Raw genomic sequence first — 9,579 nt, 5'->3', positions numbered from 1 at the left:
GCCATGCACCGCGAGATCTTCCGCAAGGGAGCCGCGGAGAAGGGCATCGACCAGGCCAAGGCGGATGAAGTCTTTGACTTGATGGAAAAGTTCGCGGGCTACGGCTTCAACAAGTCGCACGCCGCTGCCTATGCGCTGCTGTCGTATCACACGGCCTGGCTGAAGACGCACTACACGGCCGAGTTCTACGCCGCGAACATGACCATCGAAATGGACGACACCGACAAGCTCAAGGTGTTGCTCAATGACGCCAAGATCTTCGGCATCGAGTTCCAGCCGCCCTGCGTCAACAAGGGCGTCTACCGCTTCGAGCCGATGACGAACCGCCTCGTCAACTACGGCCTGGGCGCCGTCAAAGGCACGGGCCGCGGCGCCATCGAGGCCATCATCGCCGCGCGCGAATCAGGCGGGCCCTTCCTGAGCTTCTACGACTTCTGCCTGCGCGTCGACCGCAAGGCCGTCAACAAGCGCGCGGTGGAGGCGCTGATCAAGGCCGGCGCCTTCGACAGCATCAACCCCGAGCGCTCACGGCTGCTCGCCAGCGTCGGCCGCGGCTACACGCATGCCGAAACGCAGGAGGCCAATGCCGATCAGGGCGGCCTGTTCGACTTCGGCGACTCGCATGCGGCCTCGCATGTCGAGCCCGATCTGGTCGACGCGCCCGTGTGGAGCATCAAGGAGCGCCTGTCGCTGGAGAAGACCGCCATCGGCTTCTACCTGTCGGGCCACCTGTTCGACCACGGCGGCGCCGAGGTGCGGCGCATCGTCAAGCGCCAGATCGCCGACTTGGTGGACAGCCGCGAGCCGACGCTGGTGGCCGGCATCGTCAGCGACATGCGCGTCATCAACGGCCAGCGCGGCCGCGTCGCCATCTTCAAGATCGACGACAAGAGCGACGCCATCGAGGCCGTGGCCAACGAGGAACTGCTGAACGCCAACAAGGAACTGCTGGCCGAGGACGAACTCATCATTGCCCAGGGCAAGGTGCAGAACGACCGCTTCTCGGGCGGCCTGCGCATGAATGTGCAGGCGGTGTGGAGCCTGTCGGCGGCGCGCGCCAAGTTCGGCCGGCATCTGCTGCTGGGCAATGCCGGTGCCGCCGGGTTGGTCAAGGAGCTGGTCGAGCGCTTTCCGCCGCGCGAGGTCGAGACGGAGGAGGGCGGCAAGCGCAAGCTCGGCCTGCCCGTGCGCGTGTCGGTCAAGGCCGAGCCGGATGGCGACAGCGTCGGCGCGCGCTGGCTGGTGGAACTTGGCGAGGCCAGCCGTTTCTGGCCCGCGGACGAGGCTTTAGCCAAATTGGGCACAGCGGCTGAGGTCATTTACGAAGCTGGATGAGCCCCGGCATCGGCGATGATTCCCGCCGATGCTGCAAGCCGTGCCCAAGCCCGCATCCCAGTCGATGGGGCTCAACCGTACGCCACCGGTCACGGGGTTGATCCTGACCGGCGGCGGCGCACGTGCCGCCTACCAGGTGGGCGTGCTGGCGGCCATCGCCCAGCTGCGCCGCGATGCCGGCGCGACGCAGCAGAACCCGTTTCCCGTGATCAGCGGCACCTCGGCCGGCGCCATCAATGCGTCGACGCTGGCCTGCCACGCGGACGACTTCGACGCCGCCGTCGACGGTCTGCTGCACCTCTGGCAGGGCCTGCATGTCGAGAACATCTACCGTGCCGACGCGTTCGAGGCGGTGAGGAGCGGCGCGCGCTGGCTCAGCATGTTGAGCCTGGGCTGGGCCATTGCACGCTGGACGCGCAGCCGCCCGCGCAGCCTGCTGAACAATTCACCGCTGCGCGAGCTGCTGGCCCGCTACCTCGACATGCCGCGCATCGAGACCATGCTGGACGGCGGCCATCTGCGCGCGCTGGCGCTGACCGGTTCCAGCTACACCTCGGGCCAGCACGTCACCTTCTTCCAGACCCATCACCACGTCGTGCCGTGGCTGCGCGAGCAGCGCATGGCGGTGCAGACCAAGCTGAGCCTGAGTCACCTGATGGCGTCCTCGGCCATCCCCTTCATCTTCCCGGCCGAGCTGCTGGAGCTGGAGGGCGTGGCCGAGTGGTTCGGCGACGGCTCGATGCGCCAGAGCGCGCCGATCTCGCCGGCCGTGCACCTGGGTGCCGAGCGCGTCCTCGTCATCGGCGCGGGCCGCATGAAGGAACCCGAGGGGCGCCGCGTCACCGCCACCGAGGCCCATCCCAGCATGGCCCAGATTGCCGGCCATGCGCTGTCCAACATCTTCCTGGATGCGCTGGCGGTGGACGTCGAACGGCTGCGCCGCATCAACCGCACGCTGGCCCTGTTGTCACGCGAGACGCGAGCGGCAACGGCGCTGCGGCCCATCGAGCTGCTCGTCATTGCGCCCAGCCGGCGCCTGGACGAACTGGCCGGCGAGCATCAGGCCAGCCTGCCGCCCTCGGTGCGCGCCATGCTGCGGGCCTTCGGCGTCAGCGGCAAGGGCAAGACGACCAGCGGCTCGGCGCTCGTGAGCTATCTGCTGTTCGAACCTAGCTTCGTCAACGAATTGATCAACCTGGGCATGAGCGACACGCTGGCCAAGCGCGCCGAGGTGCAGCGCTTCTTCGGCTGGCCGGCGCGGGCGCCGCAGATCGACCCGGCGCTGCTTCGCAAGAGCCGCTCAGCCGGGTTCGCTGCCGGCTGTTGAGAAGGCTTGGCCGGCCACGCGCAGGCCGGCGCTGGAGAGCTTGCGGGCGGTTCCCGCCTTGACGCCCGGCACGCGCCGCATCAGGTCGGCCCAGTCCTTGAAGGGCCGCGCGGCCAGCAGGCGCTGCACCAGGGCCGGGCCCAGGCCAGGCAGGGATTCGAGTTCCGCGCGGGTCGCGGTGTTGGCCTCGACCTCACTCTGAGCCAGGGCGGGAAGTGCCACCCACAGCAGCAGGGCCCGCCGCTTCATCGTCAGGCTTCGCCGAGCTGTGCCCGCACCATGGCCGCGTAGGCACCATCGCGCGCGATCAGCTCGGCGTGCGTGCCGGTCTCGACAAGCTTGCCGGCGCCGAGTACGTGGATGACGTCCGCATCGCGGATGGTGGACAGCCGATGGGCAATGACGATCAGCGTCTTGCGGCCCGACCAGGCGGCCAGGGCCTGTTGCACGGCGCGCTCACTCTCGGTGTCCAGCGCCGAGGTGGCTTCGTCGAAGATCCAGATCGGCGCGTCCTTGTACAGCGCCCGGGCAATCGCGAGGCGCTGGCGTTGGCCGCCAGAGAGCTTGCTTCCATTGGCGCCGACGTGGGTTTCGACGCCCTCGGGCAGCGTCTGCACGAAGTCCCAAAGATGGGCGGCGCGCAGCGCGGCTTCGAGCCTGGCCTCGTCGCGCGGCTGCGCGTAGGCGATGTTGTTGGCCACGGAGTCGTCGAAGAGCACGATGTCCTGCGACACGACGGCGAACTGGCGGCGCAGGGATAGACGCGTCAGCGCCTCGATGTCGATGTCGTCCAGCAGGATGTGGCCCGCGTCCGGCCGGCCGAAGCCCAGCAGCAGATGGATGATGGAACTCTTGCCCGCGCCAGAGGCCCCGACCAGGGCCGTCGTCTTGCCGGCGTGAAAGGCGAGGCTGAGTCCGTCCAGAGCCGGTTGGGAGGCGCCGGGATAGGTCAGGCGCACGTCTTCCATCGTCAGCTCGCCGTGTGCGTGCGACGGCAGCTCTCGGGTGCCGCTGTCGGCCTCCTTGGGCGCATCCATCAGCTCGAAGCAGCCCTTGGCGATGACGGTAGCCCGAGTTAGCGGCGCGGCCAGGTCGGACAAATGGCGCAGCCGCGAGGTCAGCAGCAGCAGGGCCGTGACGAACTCGGCGAAGGCCTGCACCCCCGTGCCCTGAGCGCGCGCCTGCCACAGTGCCACGCAGATGATGAAGGACAGGCCGACGCTGGCGACCAGTTGCGACAATGGCTGGGCCAAGGCGCCGGCGGTTGCCGTCTTCAGGTTGTTGCGGCGCACGTCGTGGGCAACGGCAGCGAAGCGTTCGCGTTCGTGCGCGGCCGCGCCGAACTGGCGCACCACGCGCCAGGCGCGAGTCAGGTCGTCGACCTTGTTGACGAGCAGCAGCTGAGAGTCATAGGAGCGCGTCGCCATCAGCCGCATGCGCTGGTTGAGCTTCTTCATCACCAGCGCCATCAGCGGCGTGACGACCAGGCTGAGCAGCGTCAGCTGCCAGTTCAGATAGAAGAGGTAGCCCAGCATTGCCAGCGCCGGCAGGCCGTCGCGCAGCACGCTCACGCCGACATCGCCGACGAGCTGCAGGATCTGCTGCGGGTCGTTGACGACCTTGCTGACCGCCGTGCCGGGCTGCATGCGCGTGTAGACCTGGGCGTCCAGCCGCAGCAGTGCGTTGACGAGGGTGGAGCGGAAGTCCATCACGCTGCGCGTCAGCGTCCAGTTGAAGAGGTACTGGCCGGCAAAGCCGAAGACACCTCGCATCAGGTACAGGCCGATCAGCACGACCGGGATCATCCACAGCGGAAAGGCATCCTTGGTGAAGCCCTCGCCGAAGGCATAGCCGATCAGTTTGGGGATCATCGGCTCGGTGGCGGCCGCGCCGATGTAGGCCAGCACCGTCAACAGCGCGCCCCAACGGTGCGGGTAGATGTACTGGYCCAGGCGGCGGGCAGGATTGGCTTCGGCGGTGGTCGACATCGGGCGTGATTGTCGTGCGTGTTTGGAGGCGCTTCGCCAGCCGGTGCCGCCATGCCCGGCCCATAGAATCGCCGCCGCCCCCCGCTTCTCACGCCCGATGCATCCGATTCCGCCTTCGCCCGCGCCGGTGATCCGTTCCGCCGCGGACGGCCCGGCAGGCCCCGACACCCGCCCGCGCACCGTGGTCCTGCTGCAGTGGGTCGGCATGGGCGACCTGGTCTGGCATGTGCCGTACTTTCGACGCGTCGCCGAGACCAGTTTTGGAGGGCAGGTGTCGCTGATCGCCTCGCCGACCGTGTTCGCGCCGCAGCTGGTAGGCCATGAACCCTGGGTGCGCGAGATCATCGACTTCGACCGCCACCCGCGCCGCCATGAGGGCCGACAGGGGCGTCACCGTGGCGTGCTGGGCCTGTTCCGCATGGGTGTGGAGCTGCGCGAGAAGCAGTTCGACCGCATCGTGCTGTTCACCAACTACACGAACCGCTCCCTGGTGGCGCTGGCCGCGAAGATCCCTGAGCGCCTGGGCTATGGCACGACCTGGCTGCAGCGCCGGCTGCTGTCGCATGGGCCATGGATTCAGCGCTACAGCGGGCCGGCGGTCGGCACCTACGAGGACGCCACGATGTTCGCCATCGCGCATGGATGGTGCGATGCACCCATCGTGCCGAGCCTCGTCGTGCGCCCCGAAGCGCTGGAGCGCATGAAGGCGCGAGTGCGGGGCCTGCCACAGCCCATGCATGCGCTGTGCATCGGCTCGTCGGAGCCCTACAAGCAGTGGGGCACCGACAACTTCGCCGCGCTGGCCGCCGAGCTGGCCCGCGCCGGCCACGGGGTGCTGCTGATCGCCGGCCCGGCGGAGCGCGAGATGGCGCAGGCCATCCTGCAGCGCGTCGAGCCGGCACTGCGCCCGCGCATCCTGGCCGTCACGGACGGCACGGTGGCCGAGACCGTGGCGGCCATGTCGCTGATGCGGACCTGCCTGGGCAACGACACGGGCGGCGTGCAGATCGCCGCTGCGGTCGGCACGCCGACCTGGGTGATGCTGGGCCCACGTCCGCTGCTGGCGCATGACCCCGAAACGCTGCACATGCTGACCGCGCCCAGGCTGGCCGACATCCAGCCCGGCGACGTTGCCCGTATCGCGCTGGCGCAGGCCGCATGAGCCCGGCAGACACCCGCCCCAAAACAGCCGTGCAGCTGCAGCTCAATGGCATGGGCGATCTTGTGTGGCACGCGCAGTACTTCCGCTGCGTGGCCGAGCAGAGCCGCGACGGCCAGGTCAGCCTCATCRCCGCGCCCACCACGATGGCCCGCGAGCTGCTGGGCCACGAACCCTGGGTGCGCGAAATCATCGATTTCGACCGGCGCCCGCGCAAGAGCGAGCGTCGCCGCGGCCGCCACAGCGGCCTGGATGGCCTGCTGCGACTGGGCGCCGAGCTGGCCCCCAAGCATTTCGACCGCATGGTGCTGTTTTCTGACCATCCGGGTCGCGCCATCATCGTCTGCTGGCGCGCCGGCATCCGCACCGTCCTCGGCTTCGGCGAGACCTGGCTGCAGCGCCTGCTGCTGACCCGATCGCCCTGGATCAGTCGCTACCGCGGCCCCGCCGTGGCGGGCTACAAGGACGCGACGAATTTCTCCATCGCCCAGGGTTTCTGCAGCGCGCTCATCGTGCCTCGCATCAGCGTGCGCCCCGATGCGCTGGCGCGCATGGGCGAGCGCCTGGCGCCATTGCCGCGGCCCTTTCATGCACTGGCCATCGGCGCGTCCGAGCCCTACAAGCAGTGGGGCGAAGACAACTTCGTCGAACTGGCCAATCGCCTGGCCGCGCGTGGCCACGGCGTCCTGCTGCTGGGCGGGCCGGCGGAAGGCGTGCTGGCGCAGACCATCCTGGCGCGCGTCGAGCCGGCATTGCGCGAGCGCGTGGCGACGATGACCGACAGCAGCGTCGCCGAGAGCGTGGCGGCCCTGTCGCTGGCGCGGTCCTGCATCGGCAACGACACGGGTGCCGTCAACATCGCGGCCGCGGTGGGCACGCATGCCTTCATCGTGCTCGGCCCGCGCCCGCCGCTGGAGCACGATCCCGAGCACGTGCACTTGCTGCAGGCCGCGCAGCTGTCGGACATCGGCGCCGCGGACGTCGAGGCCCGTGTGCAAGAGGTGATCGGCTAGCGCGCCAGCGCTTCCCGCCAGACCGCCAGCGTCCCGCGGGCCGTGGCCTCCCAGGTCCGCGTGCGCGCGTAGGCCAGTGCCGCTGCGCGGCGAGCGGGCGTCATCGCCACCGCGGCCGCAATGCCCGCGGCCAGCGCCTCGATGTCCTCCGGGTCTGCGATAGCGGCGTGGCCACCCGCCGCCTCGGGGCAACTGCCGCGGTCGCTGGCCAGCACGGGCGTGCCACAGGCCATGGCCTCCAGGATGGGCAGGCCGTAGCCCTCGTACAAGGACGGGAAGAGATAGGCCGCCGCGCCGGCGTAGAGCGCGGGCAGGTCCGTGTCGCTGACAAAGCCTGCGAAGTGCACGCGCGAGGCCAGGCCCAGCTCGGCAAGCCGTGCCGCCAGGGCCTCGCCTTGGTTGCGGGAGTGTTCGCCGCAGACCATCAATGTGTAGTCCTGGCCGAAGCGCCCAGCGGCGAAGGCCTCGATGGTGCGTGCCAGGTTCTTGTTGGGCGTGGAGCCGACGAATAGCAGATAGGGCCCCGCCAGCCCATGGCGCGTGCGCACGGCCTGAATCTCGTCCGCCGTGTGCGGCCGGAACTCGGGTGCGACGCCCGGATGGACGACCTTGAGCCGCGCCGGATCACCGCCGACCAGGCGCAGGAAGTCCTGCCGCGTGTTCTCGCTGACGCACACCAGCCGCGCGCAGCTGTCGCGCAGATGTTCGTAATGGCGCAGCTTGCGCTGGCGCTTCTTCTCGTCGGTGTAGTTGATGTTCAACGCGGCGTAGAGGTCGTGCACGGTCGCGACGGTGGGCACGCGCCAGGGCGGCTGGCGTTCGTCGGGCACATGCAGCAAGGCGCATGACGGGCGCGGCAGCGGCCAGACCGGGCCCCACCAGCAGCGGCTGGACAGCCGGGGGCCCTGGGCCAGCCGGTCACGCAGCTGCCAACGCGAGCGCTTGCACAGCTGCAGCAGCTCGAACTCGTCCTGCGGTGGCACCTGCAGCGCCGACAAGGCTTCGATGAGCTGGCGCGTGTAGCGGCCGATGCCGGTGCCGCGTTCGTCGGTCAGGTTGGTGGCCTCGATCGCGAAGACGGGCGGGCCGATCATCAAGCGATGCCCAGTGCGGCCAGCGCCTGCGGGAGGTCGAGGTAGTCCACGGCCGACGGGGTCGGCTGCCCGTTCTTCGCGAGAAGAACGCAGCGCCCGACGCCTGCCGCCAGGCCAGCTTCGACGTCCGATGGCTTGTCGCCGAACATCAGCGAGCCGGCGAGGTCGACGTCCAGCGCTTCGGCGCTGCGCAGGATCATGCCGGGCGCGGGCTTGCGGCAGTCGCAGTCGAGCGCGTAGCGGGGCAGCTGCGCGTCGGGCAGGTGGGGGCAGTACTCGATGGCGGCCAGCGTGATGCCCTGTTGCGCCAGGTGCTCCCGCAGCGCGTCGTGCAGGTGCTGCACCGCCGCTTCGTCGTAGTAGCCGCGCGCCACGCCCGACTGGTTGGTCACGATGACGAGGGCGTAACCGGCAGCCTGCAGGCGGCGGAGGCCATCCACCGCGCCAGGTACGAAGGTGAAGTCTTCCCAGCGGTAGACGTAGCCGTGGTCGATGTTGATGACGCCGTCGCGGTCGAGGAAGGCGGCGGGGCGGCGCGCGCTCATCGGCCCTGCGCGCGGATGCGGTTGACCAGGGCGGTCGTCGAGTAGCCGTCGACGAAGGGAATGGCGCGCGCATCGCCCCCCCACGAACGCACGAGGCGCGTCTCTTCCAGCGCTTCCATGTCGTAGTCGCCGCCCTTCACGTAGAGCTGCGGGCGCACGCGCGCCAGCAGTGCGCAAGGCGTGGGCTCGTCGAAGAACAGCACCGCATCGACCGACGCCAGGCCGGCCAGCACCAGGGCGCGGTCGACGTCGCGGTTCAGCGGCCGGTCCGGCCCCTTGCCGAGGCCACGCGCTGAGACGTCGGAGTTGACGGCCACGACGAGGCTCGCCCCTTGCTCGCGCGCCGCATGCAGGTAGGCCACGTGACCGCGGTGCAGCACATCGAACACGCCGTTGGTGAACACCATGGGGCGGCCCAGCGTGGCCAACCGCTCTGCCAGCGCGGCGTCGCCCAGCGCGGCGGCGTCGATGAGCTTGTCTTCCAGCATGCTCATGCCGCCAGCTCGTCGTAGCTCACTGTTGCCGTGCCGAACTTGCCGACGACGATGCCGCCAGCTTTGTTGGCCAGGCGCATGGCTTCGGGCAGCGGCACGCCGGCGCTGGTCATCACGGCCAGCGTCGCGATGACGGTGTCGCCTGCGCCGGTCACGTCGAACACCTCGCGGGCGCGTGCCGGCTCGTGAGTGACGCCGCTGGCTTCGAACAGCGTCATGCCTTCTTCCGAGCGCGTCAGCAGCACGGCGCCGACGTCGATGTCGGCGCGCAGCGTCTCGACCTTGGCGCGCAGCTCTTCCTCGCCGCGCCAGGCGCCCGCGACCTGGGCCAGTTCGCCCCGGTTGGGCGTGATGACGCTGGCGCCGGCGTAGCGCTTGTAGTCGCTGCCCTTGGGGTCGACCAGCACGGGCTTGCCCGCGGCGCGGGCCATTTCGATCATGCGCGGGATGTGCGTGAGGCCGCCCTTGCCATAGTCGGAGAACAGCACGACGTCGTGTCGGGGCAACTGCTCGGCGAAGGCCTCAAGCATCTCGCCCAGCGCCTCGTGGTCGGGCTCGTTCTCGAAATCCACGCGCAGCAACTGCTGGGCGCGGCCAATGATGCGCAGCTTGACGATGGTGTAG

Annotated in this window: 10 protein-coding genes; 4 read left to right on the top strand and 6 right to left on the bottom strand. The window is 69.4% G+C overall.

Annotated features, from left to right (window positions below):
• Positions 1-1,335: helix-hairpin-helix domain-containing protein (locus ACXJKR_RS15870; protein WP_457323641.1), on the top strand; the 1,335-nt coding region annotated here is incomplete at its 5' end.
• A 28-nt stretch (positions 1,336-1,363) separates the two neighbouring features.
• Positions 1,364-2,662 (top strand): patatin-like phospholipase family protein, encoded by a 1,299-nt coding sequence (locus ACXJKR_RS15865; protein ID WP_082532913.1) that lies wholly within the window; start codon positions 1,364-1,366, stop codon positions 2,660-2,662.
• Here the strand turns inward: ACXJKR_RS15865 and ACXJKR_RS15860 are convergent.
• Together ACXJKR_RS15860 and ACXJKR_RS15855 are read right to left on the bottom strand one after the other, a co-directional pair.
• The gene (locus ACXJKR_RS15860) at positions 2,636-2,911 is read right to left on the bottom strand and encodes a ComEA family DNA-binding protein (RefSeq protein ID WP_457323640.1); all 276 of its coding nucleotides are present in this window, start codon (positions 2,909-2,911) and stop codon (positions 2,636-2,638) included. The two genes, ACXJKR_RS15865 and ACXJKR_RS15860, sit on opposite strands and share 27 nt — an antisense overlap.
• Before the next feature lie 2 nt (positions 2,912-2,913).
• Positions 2,914-4,650, bottom strand: coding sequence for an ATP-binding cassette domain-containing protein (locus ACXJKR_RS15855; protein ID WP_457323639.1), 1,737 nt, complete (start codon positions 4,648-4,650; stop codon positions 2,914-2,916).
• A gap of 127 nt (positions 4,651-4,777) precedes the next feature.
• Here ACXJKR_RS15855 and ACXJKR_RS15850 point away from each other — a divergent pair, with 127 nt between their 5' ends.
• Both ACXJKR_RS15850 and ACXJKR_RS15845 read left to right on the top strand, forming a co-directional pair.
• Positions 4,778-5,812, top strand: a complete 1,035-nt coding sequence (locus ACXJKR_RS15850) for a glycosyltransferase family 9 protein (protein ID WP_457323638.1) — start codon at positions 4,778-4,780, stop codon at positions 5,810-5,812.
• A complete protein-coding gene (locus ACXJKR_RS15845; RefSeq protein ID WP_457323637.1) occupies positions 5,809-6,822 on the top strand; it encodes a glycosyltransferase family 9 protein in 1,014 nt (337 codons plus the stop codon). The genes ACXJKR_RS15850 and ACXJKR_RS15845 overlap by 4 nt, the downstream gene beginning before the upstream one ends.
• Here the strand turns inward: ACXJKR_RS15845 and ACXJKR_RS15840 are convergent.
• The 4 genes from ACXJKR_RS15840 to ACXJKR_RS15825 form a co-directional block, all read right to left on the bottom strand.
• Positions 6,819-7,916: a glycosyltransferase family 4 protein gene (locus ACXJKR_RS15840; RefSeq protein WP_457323636.1), complete on the bottom strand. Its 1,098-nt coding sequence runs from the start codon at positions 7,914-7,916 to the stop codon at positions 6,819-6,821. The genes ACXJKR_RS15845 and ACXJKR_RS15840 overlap by 4 nt on opposite strands.
• A complete protein-coding gene (gmhB, locus tag ACXJKR_RS15835; RefSeq protein WP_457323635.1) occupies positions 7,916-8,461 on the bottom strand; it encodes a D-glycero-beta-D-manno-heptose 1,7-bisphosphate 7-phosphatase in 546 nt (181 codons plus the stop codon). Before gmhB ends, ACXJKR_RS15840 begins: the two co-directional genes overlap by 1 nt.
• Positions 8,458-8,949 carry an adenylyltransferase/cytidyltransferase family protein gene (locus tag ACXJKR_RS15830; protein ID WP_457323642.1) on the bottom strand — a complete coding sequence of 164 codons (492 nt, stop codon included), beginning with the start codon at positions 8,947-8,949 and terminating at the stop codon, positions 8,458-8,460. The genes gmhB and ACXJKR_RS15830 overlap by 4 nt, the downstream gene beginning before the upstream one ends.
• Positions 8,950-8,951: 2 nt before the next feature.
• A partial coding sequence (locus tag ACXJKR_RS15825) for a bifunctional heptose 7-phosphate kinase/heptose 1-phosphate adenyltransferase (protein WP_457323634.1) occupies positions 8,952-9,579 on the bottom strand: 628 nt, incomplete at its 5' end.

This window comes from Roseateles sp. P5_E11 (assembly GCF_054049355.1).
The sequence above is the reverse complement of the archived record's forward strand: the minus strand, read 5'-3'. Positions and strand labels throughout refer to the sequence as shown.

Excerpts from the sequence above, each read along its gene's own strand:
- ACXJKR_RS15865 (WP_082532913.1), top strand. The coding sequence starts at position 1,364 with ATGCTGCAAGCCGTGCCCAAGCCCGCATCCCAGTCGATGGGGCTCAAC.
- ACXJKR_RS15830 (WP_457323642.1), bottom strand. The coding sequence starts at position 8,949 with ATGCTGGAAGACAAGCTCATCGACGCCGCCGCGCTGGGCGACGCCGCG.
- gmhB (WP_457323635.1), bottom strand. The coding sequence starts at position 8,461 with ATGAGCGCGCGCCGCCCCGCCGCCTTCCTCGACCGCGACGGCGTCATC.
- ACXJKR_RS15840 (WP_457323636.1), bottom strand. The coding sequence starts at position 7,916 with ATGATCGGCCCGCCCGTCTTCGCGATCGAGGCCACCAACCTGACCGAC.
- ACXJKR_RS15860 (WP_457323640.1), bottom strand. The coding sequence starts at position 2,911 with ATGAAGCGGCGGGCCCTGCTGCTGTGGGTGGCACTTCCCGCCCTGGCT.